The organism is Streptomyces sp. NPDC098101, from assembly GCF_044760185.1.
Taxonomy (GTDB): domain Bacteria; phylum Actinomycetota; class Actinomycetes; order Streptomycetales; family Streptomycetaceae; genus Streptomyces.
Genome location: NZ_JBIWAS010000008.1, coordinates 48,931 through 65,633, shown reverse-complemented (window position 1 = coordinate 65,633; position 16,703 = coordinate 48,931). Strand labels below are relative to the sequence as shown.

The following is a 16,703-nucleotide window of genomic DNA, read 5'->3' as shown; positions in this document are numbered from 1 at the left end:
CCATGCAGAACACCCCTGTCTCGTCGCTGGTCGGGGAGGAGTACGAGGTCGAGGTCGGACCGGTCGCCCACGGAGGCCACTGCATCGCCCGTACGGAGGCCGGCCGGGTCCTCTTCGTCCGCCACGCCCTGCCGGGGGAGCGGATCGTCGCCCGCGTCACCGAGGGCGAGGAGACCTCCCGCTTCCTGCGCGCCGACGCGGTCGAGATCCTCGAACCGTCCAAGGACCGGGTCGAGGCCCCCTGCCCGTTCGCCGGCCCCGGCAAGTGCGGCGGCTGCGACTGGCAGCACGCCAAGCCGGGCGCCCAGCGCCGCCTCAAGGGCGAGGTGATCGCGGAGCAGCTCCAGCGGCTCGCCGGGCTCACCCCGGAGGAGGCCGGCTGGGACGGCACGGTCATGCCGGCCGAGGGCGACAAGCTGCCCGCGGGCGAGGTCCCGCGGTGGCGCACCCGCGTCCAGTACGCGATCGACCCCGAGGGCCGCGCGGGCCTGCGCAAGCACCGCTCGCACGACGTGGAGGTCATCGACTACTGCATGATCGCCGCGGAGGGCGTCTCGGAGCTGGGCGTCGAGAAGCGGACCTGGGAGGGGATGGCCTCGGTCGAGGCGATCGCCGCCTCGGGCTCGAACGACCGCCAGGTCATCCTGACCCCGCGCCCCGGCGCCCGCCTCCCCCTGGTCGAGCTCGACAAGCCGGTCTCGGTCATGCGCGTCGACGAGAAGGACGGCGGGGTCCACCGCGTCCACGGCCGCGCCTTCGTCCGCGAGCGCGCCGACGAGCGCACCCACCGGGTGGGCAGCGGCGGCTTCTGGCAGATCCACCCGAAGGCCGCCGACACCCTGATGAAGGCCGTCATGCAGGGCCTCCTCCCGCGCAAGGGCGACACCGCCCTCGACCTCTACTGCGGCGTCGGCCTCTTCGCGGGCGCCCTCGCCGACCGCGTCGGCGACCAGGGCGCGGTCCTCGGCATCGAGTCCGGCAAGCGCGCGGTGGAGGACGCCCGCCACAACCTGCAGCACTTCGACCGGGTCCGCATCGAACAGGGCAAGGTCGAATCGGTCCTCCCGCGCACCGGCATCACCGAGGTCGACCTCATCGTCCTCGACCCCCCGCGCGCCGGCGCCGGCAAGCAGACCGTCCACCACCTGACGACCCTCGGCGCCCGCCGCATCGCCTACGTCGCCTGCGACCCGGCGGCCCTGGCCCGCGACCTGGGCTACTTCCGGGAGCGGGGGTACCGGGTGCGGACGCTGAGGGCGTTCGATCTGTTTCCGATGACGCACCATGTGGAGTGCGTGGCGATTCTGGAGCCGGTCAAGTAGGACGTCCGGGCTGGGGTTTCGCGGGGGCTCGGTACCAGAACCCGACCTCGCTGCCCGCGGGGGCTTTCGGGCGGCCGGAACCTGGACGACGGGAGAGGCGTCGACAAGTGAGTGCGGCAGGGCGCGTGTCCGGTGCTGTGTGTGGATCGTGGACGGTCGTGCTCGGTCTGGTGCGTCTGCTCGGCTGCTACCTGGGGTACGGGGCTCTTCTTCATGGTGGGAAAGCCGCCAGGGCCCGGCGGCGGGATGCCGGCGGGCCCTGGTGAGGGGGAGGGGAAGGGTCAGTCCGCCACGGCGATGCGGGTCTGGTGGTGCTTGGGGGTCTCCGCCTCGTCGATCAGGGCGACGGCCAGGTCGGCGTAGGAGAGGTGGCTGGTGCCGTCCTCCTTGGTGAGGAGCTGGTCGCCGCCGACGCGGTAGGTGCCGGTGCGCGGGGTCTGGTCGAGGACCATCGGCGGGGTGACGACCAGCCAGTCGAGGTCGGTGGTGGCCGAGCGGAAGACCTCCAGGCCGGCGGCGTGGCCCTTGCAGAACTCCAGGAACGCCTCCGGGAAGTCCGGGGTGTCCATGACGCGCTGACCCGGCGCGACCTCCAGGGTGGAGACCAGGCCGACGATCAGGGCGCGCTTCACGCCGGCCTCGGGGAGGCTCTCCAGGAGGGCGTGGGCGGCGCCGACGAAGAACGGCTCGGGGGCCGCCGTCTGGTCGTAGACCGCGTGGATCGCCACGTCGTGGCCGGCGGCCACCGAGGTGACGCTGCGGACGTTGGTGATGTCGCCCGCCACGACCTGGACCCGCTCCGCGGCGAGATCGTCGTACTTGGCCGGGTCACGGACCACGGCGGTGACCTCGTGACCGCGGGACACGGCCTCCTTCACGATCTCACGGCCCGCCTTGCCGCCCGCGCCGAACACCACGATCTTGCTCATGGGGAATACCTTCCTTCGCCGTAAGGGCACGGGGAATCGGCCCCGAGGCCCGGAAAACGACGTTAGTCAGGGCCGGTTGTCCGGAGCAACGGGCGGGGACCCCAGACATTCCTAGGGGGGTGCCGGCGGGTCACGCGCCGCCCTCGGAAGGTTCGTCCGGGAAATCGATGTCGTCGGTGTGCGGAACCAGGCCGTGTTCACGGATGAGATATCCGGCCTGCAGCCGGGTCCGGGCCCCGATCTCCTGCATGAGTTCGGAGATCCTGCGCTGGCAGGTGCGGGGGGAGATGCCGAGCTGACGGGCGATCGACTTGTCGTCGTGACCGCTCGCCAACATGCGGAGCAGCGTCTGGTTCAGCGAATCCGATATCGAACGTATCTCATCGCGGTCGAACCGGGGATTGAACGGCTCGGCGGTCACCCACGCCCATTCGAAGGCCTGCACGATGAAGTGGGTGATATCGGGATTCTGTACGAGAGCGGCGCCCTGCGGGTTGTCCGGCAGGGAAATGACCGCCGTGCGGGAGTCGTAGATGATCGCACGCATGAAACCGCTGCCCGTGGTGCGGACTTCGGCTCCTTTGTGGGAGATGCGGTCCACGTACGCGCGGGTGGGCTGGTCGAAGCGGGCCGTGTGCTGGTAGAGGGTTCGCATCCGGACACCGCGCTCCAGGACGTAGCTGTCGCGCCGCGCCGCCTCCTCCAGGATGCCGGCGTCCCGCGCCCCGCCGGGCTGGGAGGTGATGACCTCGTGCTGACACTCCTCGGCCAGGCGGCTCAGGATGCCGCGCACCGCGTTCAGGTCGTCGATGCGCTCGATCGACGCGTCGCGCTGGGCCTCGGGGGTGCTGCTCCGGAACAGCGGCATGAGGCTGTGCATCTGCTGCCGGATCTGCTCCAACGCGTGCTGCCGGGCCCGCAGTTCCTCGTCGTAGGGGGCGAGGAGCTGGAGCGAGGCGGACATGGGGTTCACCGCGACGTACTCGTCCCTCGACCCCTGCGCCGGCAGCAGCAGGCGCAGGTGTGTCAGGTCCCTCACCGTTTCCTCCACCTGTTCGGGGGGAATGTCCAGATCCCGGGCGCAGGTGGGGACGTCGATGCACACGCGGTGGACGGCGTACGCGTAGACCCGATGGGCGACAGCGCCGGCCTGCGGGATACCAGAGGTGTCTGGTATGTCGCTGTACGTCACGGATTGCATCCCCCTCAACTTTCGGTCAGTCAGCAACTGGATCCTACGGTCTCGTGGAGGGGGCCGATTTTTTTGTGATGATTGAGCGGAGGCGGTTCCCGCTGGTCAAGCGGGTCGCCCACGTAGCATCGTGTTCATCTGTCAGTTACATGGGGGGTATCTGATGAGCCATTTCAGTCATGCCGTGCACACCGCGTCCACCTTTCTCCTGGTGTGCGCCGCATTCGTGGGAATCTCCTTCTCGCACCAGATCCACGACGACATCCGCGCAGTCTCCGTGCCGGTGACCACCGGTGAAGAAAAAGACGATCAGGGCTGGGGATGATCCCCTGTCCGGCACGTGGACGTGACAGTGACTTCTTAGGCCGGGAACACCCGGTATTGCGACACTGGGGGGAGGCCTGATGGCCTCTATGCAATCCACATTCGGGTGGAAAGTACTCCGCGACATACTGGCCGACGCGACTGCGGAATACGGCAGGACCGCACTGGTGACAGGGCCCGTCGCGGCCGGAAAGACCACACTGCTCGACGAGTTCGCCGCATACGCCGCCGCACGGGACGTCCGGGTACTCCGGGCGGACTGCTCACCGTTCGGTGACACCGGACCGCTCGCCGTCGGCCGACAACTGCTCGGCGAGCGCGCCCCGGACACCGATCGGGGCATCACGGCGACGGTCGCGGAAATCCTGCGCATGGCGCGGGACGCGACCGTACTCGTCCGCGTCGACGACCTCCGCCACGCGGACCCCGCGTCCGCACGGCTGATCACCCGGCTGTCGTCCGACATCGCCGACCGCCGGGTGCTCGTCGTCGCCGCCGACCGCACCAACTCGCCCTACGGATCCCACTGGCTGGCCGACGAACTCGCCGGCCGGTCCACCTTCCGCAAGATCTCCCTCACCTCGCTCACCGCCGAGCAGGTGCGGGACCTCGCCGCGGACTTCGGCGTCCGGCTCACCCCGGACGCCGCCTCCCGCACGCTCCGGCTCTCCAACGGCAACCTGCTCATCACCACGGCCCTGCTGCGCGACTTCGCCGGCGGCAGGACCGTCGTGGGCGCCTCCTACGCACAAGCGGTCCTGGAGTGCCTGCACCGGCTCGACCCCGAAGCGCGCGAGATCGCCGAGGCGATCGCCGTGGCCGGCGACAGCCGTTCACCCCGGCTGATCGCCGAACTCGCCGCCACCGAGACCACCGCCGTGGAGGAGGCCACGCGCGACCTCGTCGCCGCCGGTCTCCTCGCCGACGGCGGATTCCGCCACCCCGTCGCACGGGCGGCGGTCCTCGGCTACATCCCGCGCAAACGACGGGCCCACCTCGGCCGGCAGACCGCCGTCGCCCTCAACGCCGACGGCGTGTCGGCCGAGGACGCGGCCCAGTGGCTGGAGTCCTTCGAGAACGGGTTCGTCTCCGCCCACCTGCCCGAGCGCCACTCGGGCGAGGAGTTCCGGGTCTCCGGCCACCGGCCGGAGACCCTGTGGGAGGCCCGCGACATCGTCGGCACCATCGACCGGGGCATCCACGACCTCACCTCGCGCGAGAACCGGCGCGTCACCGACCTGGAGGCCGGCAAGCTCCTGGTCGCCGCCGAATTCCCCGGCCTGCTCCGGCAGGCCGTCGGCAACCGCGCCCCCCGCACGAGGATCGACACCACCTCCGTACCCGACGCCCGCTACGCCGCGGCCTGGTCGCTCGCCGGCATCCTGACCGGCCGCACCGACCCGCGGCAGACCACCGGCCTCGCCGAGCAGGCCCTCGAACGCGGCATCTTCACCGACGAGACGGCTCCCGCCGTCCTCGCCGCGCTGTGGGCACAGATCCACAGCGGCGCACCCGAACAGGCCCGCGCCTGGTGCGACCGCTTCCTCGCCGACGCGCAGGGCGACGACATCACACCGTGGCGGGCCCAGCTCACCGCCTTGCGCGCCGAGAGCGCCCTCGCCCTCGGCGACCCCACGGCGGCCGTCACCGACGCCGGCCAAGCCCTGAGACAACTGCCCGCCCGCCGCTGGGGCGTACGCGTCGGCGGCCCGCTCGCCACCCTCGTACTCGCCCACACCCTCCTCGGCACACCGGACGAGACGGCCGTCCTGCTGCGCCGCCGCGTACCCGCGTCCATGTACGAGACCCGTTACGGACTCGGCTACCTCTACGCCCGCGGCCACCACCACCTGGCCCAGGGCGACCACCTCCCGGCCCTGGCCGACTTCCTGCGCTGCGGACGCGTCCTCGCCGACTGGGACCTCGACCGCGGCTGGCGGATGCCCTGGCAGCTGTCGGCCGCCGCGACGTACATGGCCATGGGCGACTACAGCCAGTCCGTGGAGTACATCGTCCAGTCACTGGACCGGCCCTGGCAGGCCACCTTCGACGACGGGCCCGGCGAAACCCGCTTCGACCTGCGCGAAGCCATCTTCGAACACCTGAGGGAAGCCACCGGCACCCCGACGCTGCCCACGGTCGTCGCCGGACTGCGCAGCGGCGACCTGATCCAGAACCGCGACCACGCCGACGTGCCGCGGTACAAGATCTACGACCGCAACGCCGTCTGCCTCCAGCAGCTCAGCCCCTCCGAGCGGCGCGTCGCCGTCCTCGCCGCGCAGGGCATCTCCAACCAGAAGATCGCCCGCGAACTGTCGGTGACCGTCAGCACCGTCGAACAGCACCTCACCCGTACCTACCGCAAGCTCCAGCTCGCCGACCGCCAGGAGCTCCGCTCCCGGCTCGGCTGATCCACGACGCCGCCGGGCACACCGCCCGGCGGCACAGGAAACAACAGCAGAGGCACACGATGGATTTCGGACTCAAGGACAAAGTCGTCGTCGTCACCGGCGCCAGCGGGGGCATCGGCCGGGCGACCGCCACGGCCTTCGCCGCGGAGGGCGCCCGGGTCGTCGCCACGTACCACAGCAACCCCGCCGGGGCGAAGGAGACGGTACGCCGCGCCGAACTCGGCGACGGCACCGGCGAGGTCGTCGCCGAACGGCTCGACCAGGGGGACCCCGCCTCCATCACCCGCCTGCTGAACGCCGTGGGGGAGCGCTGGGGCGCCGTCGACGTCCTCGTCAACAACGCCGTCGCCCTGCCCGACTTCCCCCGCCCCGGCGAACTCTTCGAGACCGAGCCGCCGGAGCGCTTCGCCGCGTCCCTCCAGGCCAACCTCCTCGGCCCCTACCTCCTCAGCCGCGCCGTCGTCGGCCCCATGCGCGCCTCCGGCTGGGGCCGCATCGTGCACGTCTCCTCCACCTTCGCGGAGGACGGCTACCCCGGCCGCGCCGCCTACGCCAGCGCCAAGGCGGGCCTCCACGGGCTGACCCGCGTGATGTCCCGCGAACTCGGCCGCGCCGGCATCCTCACCAACGTCGTCCTGCCCGGCTTCACCCCCGGCGACAAGCAGATGTCACCGGCCCTGCTCAACTACACCGCCGACGCCGCGGCCACCAAGCGGAACACCGACCCCGAGGACGTCGCCCGCACCATCGTCTTCCTCTGCTCCCGGGCCAACACCAACATCACCGGAGAGCTGGTCCGCGTCGACGGCCACTTCCTCACCCCGGCGCCCTGAGCGGCCCCCTCGCACCGGATCGGAGACACCCATGACCGAGACCGCCGCCGCGCCCGGGACCCCGGCCGCGCCGCCCGAGTCCGCACCGCCCGAACTCCCCATGACCCGCACCTGCCCGTACCACCCGCCCAAGGAGTACGAGGACCTCCGCGCCCGCGGATCCGTCACCCGGGTCCGCCAGTTCGACGGCCGCCCGGTCTGGGCGGTCACCGGCCACGCCGAGACCCGCGAACTCATGTCCCACCCGGCCATGTCGGTCAACCGCTTCCACCCCAACTTCCCCATGCCGATCCCGGCGCTCACCCAGCTCCAGACCCCCCGCTCGGCCGCCATCGGCGCCCTCATCCGCACCGACCCGCCCGAGCACACCAAGCAGCGCCGCGACATCCTGCCCAGCTTCACCCTCAAGAAGATCGCCGGCATCAAGCCCGAGATCGAGAAGACCGCCGCCCGGCTCGCCGACGACATGGTCGCCGCCGGCGACTCCGCCGACCTGCTCGACGTCTACGTCAAGCCGCTCGTCGCCATGGTCCTCTCCCAGCTCCTCGGCATCCCCTACGAGGACCGCGACCACTTCGAGGACCTCACCTACCGCCGCTTCGACCCCGAGCAGGTCGTCGACGCCATGGCCGACCTCACCGACTACCTCGACCGGCTCCTCGTCGCCAAGGAGACCGAGCCCGGCGAGGGCCTCCTCGACGACCTCGTGACCCAGGTCAAGGCCGGCACCCTCGACCGCGAGGAACTGGTCCGCTACGCCCTCGTCCTGGTCATCGCCGGCCAGGAGACCACCGCCAACACCATCGCCCTCGGCGTCCTCACCCTCCTCGAACACCCCGAGCAGCTCGCCGAACTCCGGGCCGACAGCGGCCTCTGGCGCAACGCCGTCGAGGAACTCCTCCGCTTCCTCTCCCTCACCGGCGGCCTCTCCCGCGTCTCCACCGCCGACGTCGAGGTCGGCGGCGTCACCATCCGCGAGGGCGACGGGATCATCTTCCTCAACCCCGCCGCCAACCGCGACGAGGCGCAGTTCGAGCGCCCCAACGAGCTCGACATCCACCGCAACGTCCGCAACCACCTCAGCTTCGGCTTCGGCATCCACCAGTGCATCGGCCAGAACCTGGCCCGCGTCGAACTCGACGTCGCCCTGCGCACCCTCTTCGACCGCGTCCCGGACCTCCGGCTCGACCGGCCCGTGGACGAGATCGAGGTCAAGCAGGGACTGGTGTTCGGCCTCGCCGAACTGCCGGTCGCCTGGTGACGGGGAGGCCGGCCGTGCCGCTCCGCATCACCGCGGACACCTCCGTCTGCATCGGCGCCGGACAGTGCGTCATGACCGCACCCGACCTCTTCGACCAGGACGACATCGGCACCGTCGTCGTCCTGCGCGACCGGGCCGTCCCCGCCGAGGCCGAGTCGGTCCACGAGGCCGCCTACCTGTGCCCCTCCCGGGCCATCACCTACACCGAGACGAGCGAGAAGTGACGACGAACACCGCGACCGGCAGCGCGAGCGGCAGCGCGAGCGACGAAGCCGGAGCCAAGCGGGACTCCCGCTGGTGGGGCCTGGTGGTCATCTCCCTCGCCCAGCTGATGGTGTGGCTCGACGCCACCATCATCGCCGTGGCCCTGCCCTCCGCACAGGAGGCCGTCGGCCTCACCGACGTGTCCCGCCAGTGGACCGTCACCGCCTACGCCCTCACCTTCGGCGGCCTGCTGCTGCTCGGCGGACGCATCGGCGACATCATCGGCGTCAAGCGCTCCCTGATGATCGGCGTCGTCGGCTTCGCCCTCGCCTCCGCGCTCGGCGGCATCGCGACCACCCCCGCGATGCTCATCGGATCCCGCGCGGCCCAGGGCGTCTTCGCCGCCCTCATCGCGCCCTCGACGCTCTCCCTGATCAGCAGCACCTTCACCGACGCCGCCGAACGCGCCAAGGCGTTCGGCATCTTCACCGCCATCTCGATGTCCGGCGGCGCCACCGGCCTCATCCTCGGCGGCGCCCTCACCGACTACCTCGACTGGCGCTGGTGCTTCTACATCAACATCCTCTTCGCCGCCGCGATCGTCGTCGGCGGCTACCTCGCCCTGCCCACCCCGAAGCGCAACCCCGAGACCAGGCTCGACGTCCCCGGCGCGGTCCTCGCCACCGGCGGAATGCTCGCCCTCATCTACGGCCTGGGCGAAGGCGGTACGAAGGGCTGGGGCTCGCCCGTCATCGTCGGCTCGCTGGTCGCGGCGGTGGTCCTGCTCGGCGCGTTCGTCGTCGTCCAGGCCAAGTCCGCGCGCCCCCTGCTGCCGCTGCGGGTCATCACCAACCGCAACAGCGGGGGCGCTTTCCTCGCCATGGCGATCTCCGCGTTCTGTATGCTCGGCATGTTCCTCGGCATGACGTACCAGCTCCAGACCGTCATGGAGTACTCGCCCCTGAAGGCCGGCCTGGCCTTCCTCGCGTACATCGTCACCGCCGCCGTCTACTCCACGAAGGTCGCCAGCAAGCTGCTGCTGCGCCTGCGGCCCAACGTGATGATCGTGGCCGGACTGGTGATCTCGGCGCTCGGCCTCCTCGTGCTGACCCGCCTCACCCCCGAGAGCGACTACCTGACCGGCGTGTTCCCCGCCCTGTTCCTCTTCGGGATCGGCGTCGGCAACCTGGCCGTGCCCGTCTTCCAGACGGCCATGTCCGCGACCGAGGCCCGCGACGCCGGAATCGTCTCCGCGGTCGTCAACACCTCGCAGCAGGTGGGCGGTTCGATCGGAACGGCCCTGCTCAACACCATCTCGACGAGCGCCGCGGCCACCTACCTCGGCTCCCGCGCCGTCACCGCCACGACGACGCAGGAGGCCTCCGTGCACGGCCTGGCCGTGGCCTGCGCGTTCGCCGCGGGCGTGGCCCTGCTCGGAGCGGTGCTCGCCGGCACGCTGATCAACGTGCGGCCGCAGCGGCCCGCGGCGCCCGCCGCCGCGAAGACGGACCAGGAGTAGCGGGCGGATGCGCACGTCGGAGAAGGCCGAGACGTCCGGGGAGACGGGGGAGTTCGCGGATCCCGTGAAGGAAGTGCGTCGGCTCGATCGGGTGATCATTCGTTTCGCGGGTGATTCGGGTGACGGGATGCAGTTGACGGGTGACCGGTTCACCTCGGAGACGGCGTCGTTCGGGAACGATCTGTCGACGCTGCCGAACTTCCCGGCCGAGATCCGGGCGCCGGCCGGGACCCTGCCCGGCGTCTCCTCGTTCCAGCTGCACTTCGCCGACCACGACATCCTCACCCCCGGTGACGCGCCGAACGTGCTGGTCGCGATGAACCCCGCCGCCCTGAAGGCGAATCTGGCCGATGTGCCGCGGGGCGGGGAGATCATCGTCAACACGGACGAGTTCGCGAAGCGGGCGATGGCGAAGGTCGGCTATGCGGTCTCGCCGCTGGAGGACGGTTCACTGGAGGGCTACCGGGTGCATCCGGTGCCGCTGACGACCCTGACGATCGAGGCGCTGAAGGACTTCGGGCTGTCCCGCAAGGAGGCCGAGCGGTCGAAGAACATGTTCGCGCTGGGTTTGCTGTCGTGGATGTATCACCGGCCGACCGAGGGCACGGAAGCGTTCCTGCGGGCGAAGTTCGCGAAGAAGCCGCGGATCGCGGAGGCGAACGTGGCCGCGTTCCGGGCCGGCTGGAACTTCGGCGAGACCACCGAGGACTTCGCCGTCTCCTACGAGATCGCCCCCGCCACCGCCGCCTTCCCGCCCGGCACCTACCGCAACATCTCCGGCAACCTGGCCCTGTCCTACGGGCTGGTCGCGGCGTCCCGGCAGGCCGACCTGCCGCTCTACCTCGGCTCGTATCCGATCACACCGGCCTCCGACATCCTGCACGAACTGTCGAAGCACAAGAACTTCGGCGTGCGCACCTTCCAGGCCGAGGACGAGATCGCCGGCATCGGCGCCGCCCTCGGGGCCGCGTTCGGCGGCTCGCTGGCGGTGACGACGACGTCGGGGCCGGGGGTGGCGCTCAAGAGCGAGACGATCGGTCTGGCGGTGTCCCTGGAGTTGCCGTTGCTGATCGTGGACATTCAGCGTGGTGGCCCCTCGACGGGGTTGCCGACGAAGACCGAGCAGGCCGATCTGCTGCAGGCGATGTACGGGCGCAACGGTGAGGCGCCGGTGCCGGTGGTCGCGCCCCGGACCCCGGGGGACTGCTTCGACGCGGCCCTGGAAGCCGCCCGGATCGCCCTGACGTACCGCACCCCGGTCTTCCTGCTGTCCGACGGCTACCTCGCCAACGGCTCCGAGCCCTGGCGTATCCCGGACACCGGGGAGCTGCCGGACTTGCGGACCGCGTTCGCCACCGGCCCCAACCACGAACTGGCCGACGGCAGTGAGGTGTTCTGGCCCTACAAGCGTGATCCGGAGACGCTGGCGCGGCCGTGGGCGGTGCCGGGGACGGCGGGGCTGGAGCACCGGATCGGCGGGATCGAGAAGCAGGACGGCACCGGGAACATCTCCTACGACCCGGCCAACCACGACTTCATGGTCCGCACCCGCCAGGCCAAAATCGACAACATCACCGTCCCCGACGTCGAGGTCGACGACCCCGACCGGGCCCGCACCCTGGTGCTTGGGTGGGGTTCCACCTACGGGCCCATCACCGCGGCCGTGCGCCGGATCCGCCGCGAGGGCGGGGCGATCGCGCAGGCGCATCTGCGGCACCTCAACCCGTTCCCGAAGAACCTCGGCGAGGTGCTCCAGCAGTACGACACGGTGGTGGTGCCGGAGATGAACCTCGGCCAGCTCGCCACCCTGCTGCGGGCGAAGTATCTGGTGGACGCGCGCAGTCACACCCAGGTCAACGGGATGCCGTTCAAGGCCGAACAGCTCGCCGCCGTCCTGAAGGAGGCCATCGATGCCTGAGCCACTGCTGAGCCTGGTCCCCCGGGCCGAGGCCGCCCAGTCGATGAAGGACTTCAAGTCCGACCAGGAAGTGCGCTGGTGCCCCGGCTGCGGCGACTACGCCGTCCTGGCCGCCGTCCAGGGCTTCATGCCCGAACTCGGCCTCGCCAGGGAGAACATCGTCTTCGTCTCCGGCATCGGCTGCTCCTCCCGCTTCCCCTACTACATGAACACCTACGGGATGCACTCCATCCACGGCCGCGCCCCCGCCATCGCCACCGGCCTCGCGACCTCGCGCCGTGACCTGTCGGTCTGGGTCGTCACCGGCGACGGCGACGCCCTGTCCATCGGCGGCAACCACCTCATCCACGCCCTGCGCCGCAACGTCAACCTCACCATCCTGCTCTTCAACAACCGCATCTACGGCCTCACCAAAGGCCAGTACTCCCCCACCTCCGAGACCGGGAAGATCACCAAATCCACCCCGATGGGCTCCCTGGACGCCCCGTTCAACCCGGTCTCCCTCGCACTCGGCGCCGAAGCCTCCTTCGTGGCCCGCACCATCGACTCCGACCGCAAACACCTCACCGACGTCCTGCGCCAGGCCGCCGACCACAACGGCACCGCACTCGTCGAGATCTACCAGAACTGCAACATCTTCAACGACGGCGCCTTCGACACCCTCAAAGACAAAGACCAGGCCCAAGAAGCCGTCATCCGCCTCGAACACGGACAGCCGATCCGCTTCGGCACCGACCACACCAGAGGCGTCGTGCGCAACCCGGCCACCGGCGACCTCGACGTCGTGGACATCACCCCCGAAAACGAGGACGACATCCTCATCCACGACGCCCACGCCACCACCCCCACCACCGCCTTCGCCCTCTCCCGCCTCGCCGACCCCGACACCCTCCACCGCACCCCCATCGGCGTCTTCCGCGCCATCGACCGGCCCGTCTACGACACCCTCATGGCCGAACAACTCGACACCGCCGTCGAACAACACGGCAAGGGCGACCTCACCCACCTCCTCACCGGCAACGACACCTGGACCGTCACCGACTGAACGAGCGACAGCCGGCAGCCTCACACCTCTCCCGGGGGTTTATAGGGGATGGATAGGGGACGGATAGGGGCTCCCTAGGGGATTGAATTCGGCCAGGGGCCGATAATCTCCTATCGAGCCGTTCGCGTTCTTTCCCATTCATGCTCAGGGGGGCTTTTCCATGTCTGTTCACACCAGACGAAAAGTAATAGTGGGGGCCGGTGCGGTGGCCGCAGGGCTCACCGTGGCCAATCAGGCGTCGGCCGTGGACGGTCCCGCGTCCATATCCACCGAATCCGCGGCGCCGGCCGTCACCGTACTTCCCAATGACCCGCGGTACGCGGATCTCCAGCTGCGCAACTGGAACAAGCTCTACAAAGCCGCTCCCGAGTCGTTCCGCATCGTGCGGGACACCTCCCAGGTGGCCAAGGCGGTGTACGAGGCGGTCGCCGCCGGAAAGCGCATCGCGGTCCGTTCCGGCGGGCACGGACTGGACGGTCTGGTCGAGGACCCGGCCACGCAGATCGTCATCGACTTCTCCGAGATGCGCGCGGTGACGTACGACTCCGGCCGCAAGGCGTTCTGCATCGAGCCCGGCGCCACGCTCGGCCAGATCTACCGCACGCTCGACTTCGGCTGGGGCGTCACCCTCCCCGCCGGCCTGTGCCCCGCCGTCGGCGCCGGCGGCCACATCATCGGCGGCGGCGTCGGGGCGCTCTCCCGCCAGTACGGCCTGGTCGCCGACCACCTGTACGCGGTCGAGGTCGTCACCGTCAACGCCTCGGGCGGCGTCAGCACCGTCATCGCCACCCGCGAGCCCAACGACCCCAACCGCGAGCTGTGGTGGGCCCACGCCGGTGGTGGCGGCGGCAACTTCGGCGTCGTCACCCGCTTCTGGATGCGCTCGCCCGGCGTCACCTCCACCAAGCCCGGCGACGCGCTGCCCAAGCGCCCGGCCGCCCTCATGACCGGCCGCGCCATCTGGAACTGGGCCGACATGGACAAGGTCTCCTTCGTCCAGCTGCTCAAGAACTTCGGCACCTGGCACGAGCAGAACAGCGCCCCCGGCCAGGCCGGCAACCAGCTCTACGCCTCGATGATCGCGCCCCGCAAGGAGGCCGGCCGCATCTTCGTCTCGGCCCAGGTCGACCCGACCGTCCCGGGCAACGAGCAGCTGCTCAACGGCTTCCTCACCGCCCTGACCGCCAACGTCACCCCGCGCGCCACCCTGATCAACACCGGCAGGCAGGCCTGGCAGTACACCACGGTCAACGCCCCCGACACCGCCGTCGCCATGGGAGTCCAGGGCCCGCCCCGGTCCCGCACCAAGGGCGGCCTGCTCGTCAAGCGGTACTCCGACGACCAGGCGGCCACCGTCTACGAGTACCTGACCTCGGCGACGTACTCCCACACCGCCTCCAGCTTCAGCCTGGGCTCCTTCGGCGGCCAGATCAACGCCCAGGCGGAGTCGGCGACCGCCTCCTCGCACCGCACCGCCATCATGCTGGCCTCGGTCTTCAGCTGCTGGGACGTGCCGGCCGACGACGCCCGCCACCTCGCCTGGAACAGGGAGTTCTACCGGGCCCTGTACGCCGACACCGGCGGCTACCCCGTCCCGAACGACCGCTACGACGGCCTCTTCGTCAACTGGCCGGACACCGACGTCCTCGACCCGGCGTGGAACTCCTCCACCGTGCCCTGGCCGACCCTCTACTACAAGGGCAACTACGCCCGGCTGCAGAAGGCCAAGGCCAAGTGGGACCCGCGCAACGTCTTCCGCCACAAGCTCTCCGTGCAGCTGCCGTGACCCCGGCCGCGCACTCCTTCGAGAACGCCGTCGTCCTGGTGACCGGCGGGGCGAGCGGCATCGGCGCCGCCGCCGTCCGCCGGTTCGCCGGGCACGGCAGCCGGGTCGTCGTCGCCGACGTGGACACCGGGCGCGGCGAGGCCCTGGCCGCCGAGACGGGCGCCCTCTTCGTCCGTACCGACGTCACGGAACTCGCCGACAACGAGGCGGCGGTCGCGGCCGCCGTGGAGGCGTACGGCCGGCTCGACGTCGTCCACCTCAACGCGGGCACCATCAGCGGCACGACCATCGGCGAGGCGTTCGCACCCGAGCGCTACCGCCGGCTGATGGGCGTCAACCTGGACTCGGTGGTCTTCGGCGTCCAGGCGGCGTACGGCCCGCTCAAGGCGAGCGGCGGCTCCGTCGTCGTCACCGCCAGCGCCACCGGGATGCGCCCCTCGTACGAGGTCTTCTACGCGGCCAGCAAGCACGCGGTCGTCGGACTCGTACGGTCCCTGGGGCCGGTCCTGGAGGCGGACGGCATCTCCATCAACGCCCTGTGCCCCGGGCTCGTCGACACCCCGCTCATCGCCGAGCGGATGGACGAGCTCACCCGGGCCGGCCTTCCCATCGCGACCTCGGCCGACGTGGTTGACGCCCTGGAGACCGTCCTCGCCGACCGGCGCACCGGGCAGGCCTGGCTCGTCATGGCCGACCGCGACGTCGCCCCGTTCGCCTTCGCGGACCTGCCCGTACCGCACGAGAAGAACCTGGCCTTCGAGAACGGAGGCGTCAGGGCCGTGCACCAGGCCGGCTGACCCGGCCACCGGTCACCGGTACCCCGCACCACGAGGAAGGAACTCCGATGTCTGTCACCAAGGCGGCGATCGTCAGGGAGAAGGGGGGCCCGTTCCTGATCGAGGACCTCCACCTGGAGGAACCCCGCATCGACGAAGTGACGGTCCGCCTCGTCGCGACCGGCCTGTGCCACACCGACCTGCTGGCCCGCGACCAGATCATGCCCCCCGGCGTCCCGGCCGTTCTCGGCCACGAAGGCAGCGGAGTCGTCACGGCCGTCGGGGCGGGCGTCGGCTCGGTCGCCGTGGGCGACCGGGTCGTCCTCGCCCCGATGAGCTGCGGCCAGTGCCGCAACTGCCGCAGCGGCCACCCCATGCACTGCGCCAAGTTCCTCGGCATGAACCTGTACGGCCGGCGCAAGGACGGCACCACCGCCTACCGCGACGCCGACGGCGGCGAACTCGGCGCGCACTTCTTCGGCCAGTCCTCCTTCAGCAACGAGGTCGTGGTCCACGAACGCAGCGTCGTCCGCGTCGAGGACGACATCGGCGACGCCCCCCTGGAACTCCTCGGCCCCATGGGCTGCGGGCTCCAGACCGGCGCCGGCACCGTCCTCGACTCGCTCGCGCCGCCGCCCGGCAGCAGCATCGTCGTCTTCGGCGCCGGAGCGGTCGGCCTGGCCGCCGTCATGGCGGCCCGCATCGCCGGCTGCGACCGGATCCTGGTCACCGACCACCACGACCACCGGCTCGACCTCGCCCTCGACCTGGGCGCCACCCACGTCCTGCGCGCCGGCTCCGACACCCTCAACCGGGACGTCGTCCACCTCACCGGCTCGGGCGCCGACTTCGCCGTCGACGCCGTCGGCGTCCCGCAGACCGTCCGCGCCTCCGTCGACGTCCTCAACACCGGCGGCACGGCGGCGATCGTCGGCTCGGGCGGCACCGGACAGGAGGTGTCCCTCGGCATCTCCCAGCTCTTCGGCCGCACCCTGAAGGCCGTCGTGGAGGGCGACACCGTTCCCGCGCTCTTCATCCCGCGGCTCATCGCCTTCCACCGGGCCGGCCGCTTCCCCTTCGACCGCCTCATCCAGACCTATCCCTTCGACGACATCAACAAGGCCGCCGAGGATTCCGAGCGGGGACGGACGGTCAAGCCCGTTCTCGTGTACTGAACATTTCG

The 16,703-nt window shown here is 70.6% G+C and carries 14 protein-coding genes; 12 read left to right on the top strand and 2 right to left on the bottom strand.

The genetic code is table 11. From position 1 onward, the window contains the following. The first annotated feature begins 2 nt into the window (after window positions 1-2). Complete coding sequence (locus tag ACIQVI_RS29365; protein WP_403601300.1) at window positions 3-1,322, top strand: class I SAM-dependent RNA methyltransferase; 1,320 nt, start codon at window positions 3-5, stop codon at window positions 1,320-1,322. A gap of 281 nt (window positions 1,323-1,603) precedes the next feature. Here ACIQVI_RS29365 and ACIQVI_RS29360 read toward each other — a convergent pair whose 3' ends face one another. Together ACIQVI_RS29360 and ACIQVI_RS29355 are read right to left on the bottom strand one after the other, a co-directional pair. After that, complete coding sequence (locus ACIQVI_RS29360; protein ID WP_199837156.1) at window positions 1,604-2,251, bottom strand: NAD(P)-dependent oxidoreductase; 648 nt, start codon at window positions 2,249-2,251, stop codon at window positions 1,604-1,606. Between the two features lie 130 nt (window positions 2,252-2,381). Continuing rightward, window positions 2,382-3,443, bottom strand: coding sequence for a LuxR C-terminal-related transcriptional regulator (locus ACIQVI_RS29355; protein ID WP_403601297.1), 1,062 nt, complete (start codon window positions 3,441-3,443; stop codon window positions 2,382-2,384). A 163-nt stretch (window positions 3,444-3,606) separates the two neighbouring features. On the opposite strand from ACIQVI_RS29355, the gene ACIQVI_RS29350 reads away from it, so the two are divergent. The 11 genes from ACIQVI_RS29350 (at window position 3,607) to ACIQVI_RS29300 (ending at window position 16,695) form a co-directional block, all read left to right on the top strand. Further along, complete coding sequence (locus ACIQVI_RS29350) at window positions 3,607-3,768, top strand: hypothetical protein (RefSeq protein ID WP_403601294.1); 162 nt, start codon at window positions 3,607-3,609, stop codon at window positions 3,766-3,768. Between the two features lie 79 nt (window positions 3,769-3,847). Continuing rightward, entirely contained in the window at window positions 3,848-6,178 is a 2,331-nt protein-coding gene (locus tag ACIQVI_RS29345; protein ID WP_403601291.1) for a LuxR C-terminal-related transcriptional regulator, read from the top strand. Between the two features lie 59 nt (window positions 6,179-6,237). Beyond that, a complete protein-coding gene (locus tag ACIQVI_RS29340; protein WP_053650166.1) occupies window positions 6,238-7,011 on the top strand; it encodes an SDR family NAD(P)-dependent oxidoreductase in 774 nt (257 codons plus the stop codon). 31 nt (window positions 7,012-7,042) lie between these two features. After that, window positions 7,043-8,272: a cytochrome P450 gene (locus ACIQVI_RS29335; protein WP_403601288.1), complete on the top strand. Its 1,230-nt coding sequence runs from the start codon at window positions 7,043-7,045 to the stop codon at window positions 8,270-8,272. Between the two features lie 14 nt (window positions 8,273-8,286). Next, on the top strand, window positions 8,287-8,496 hold the full coding sequence (locus tag ACIQVI_RS29330; RefSeq protein WP_053650170.1) for a ferredoxin: 210 nt from the start codon (window positions 8,287-8,289) through the stop codon (window positions 8,494-8,496). After that, entirely contained in the window at window positions 8,493-9,995 is a 1,503-nt protein-coding gene (locus ACIQVI_RS29325; protein WP_403601285.1) for an MFS transporter, read from the top strand. Before ACIQVI_RS29330 ends, ACIQVI_RS29325 begins: the two co-directional genes overlap by 4 nt. A 7-nt stretch (window positions 9,996-10,002) precedes the next feature. Then, entirely contained in the window at window positions 10,003-11,913 is a 1,911-nt protein-coding gene (locus ACIQVI_RS29320) for a 2-oxoacid:acceptor oxidoreductase subunit alpha (protein ID WP_403601283.1), read from the top strand. Next, on the top strand, window positions 11,906-12,958 hold the full coding sequence (locus ACIQVI_RS29315; protein ID WP_403601280.1) for a 2-oxoacid:ferredoxin oxidoreductase subunit beta: 1,053 nt from the start codon (window positions 11,906-11,908) through the stop codon (window positions 12,956-12,958). Before ACIQVI_RS29320 ends, ACIQVI_RS29315 begins: the two co-directional genes overlap by 8 nt. 160 nt (window positions 12,959-13,118) lie before the next feature. Further along, window positions 13,119-14,744: an FAD-dependent oxidoreductase gene (locus ACIQVI_RS29310; RefSeq protein ID WP_403601277.1), complete on the top strand. Its 1,626-nt coding sequence runs from the start codon at window positions 13,119-13,121 to the stop codon at window positions 14,742-14,744. Next, the gene (locus ACIQVI_RS29305) at window positions 14,741-15,541 is read left to right on the top strand and encodes an SDR family NAD(P)-dependent oxidoreductase (protein WP_403601274.1); all 801 of its coding nucleotides are present in this window, start codon (window positions 14,741-14,743) and stop codon (window positions 15,539-15,541) included. Before ACIQVI_RS29310 ends, ACIQVI_RS29305 begins: the two co-directional genes overlap by 4 nt. Before the next feature lie 47 nt (window positions 15,542-15,588). Then, window positions 15,589-16,695, top strand: a complete 1,107-nt coding sequence (locus ACIQVI_RS29300; protein ID WP_403601271.1) for an NAD(P)-dependent alcohol dehydrogenase — start codon at window positions 15,589-15,591, stop codon at window positions 16,693-16,695. Window positions 16,696-16,703 lie beyond the last annotated feature (8 nt).